At 61.2% G+C, this 547-nt stretch carries 1 protein-coding gene; it reads left to right on the forward strand.

The features are described from left to right. Positions 1-235: hypothetical protein (locus AC1DK9_RS16530; RefSeq protein WP_476916631.1), on the forward strand; the 235-nt coding region annotated here is incomplete at its 5' end. Positions 236-547 lie beyond the last annotated feature (312 nt).

The following is a 547-nucleotide window of genomic DNA, read 5'->3' on the forward strand; positions in this document are numbered from 1 at the left end:
GTATCAACAAACTTGGCACACTATTGAGTTCTCAAACAACAGACACACCCGGCACCACCCAAACCAAACGGTCCAGGATCGCTCCGGAGCAACTTTTCAAACTTACCCGATCACCAACCGCTTTGCAAACCGGCGTATCCGCCGAATTCCAAGCAATGGAAGGGTCCCCACCCAAAAAACCAGCACGGAAATCCGCACCATTTTCAGGCCGTTCAACAAGGGGGTCGGTCGCTAGCTTTCCGCTTCAGCGGCGGCGACTCGAACTACTCTACACACCAACCCGACCCGGAACAAATCGACCCCCGCGGGTGCCTCTGCGGGTCATAATCCCCCGGAATCTCGCGGATCCCTACCGCCGCAGCGGGCCTATAGAGCCCAATAGCTCCGGGTAGGGCGCGTATGAAGTGGGTCACAGTGCGAGCCGACGGCGATCGGCCCGGCCTGAGACTCAGCATGCGCGCCGGGGCTAGCAGCGGTCCGTTGTCGTTCATGCGCGTTCGTTCCCTGCCGTCGCGTGCGTCCCGGCGTCGGGCTCCCGGGAGCCCGA

Source organism: Arthrobacter sp. 01T414 (assembly GCF_056398965.1).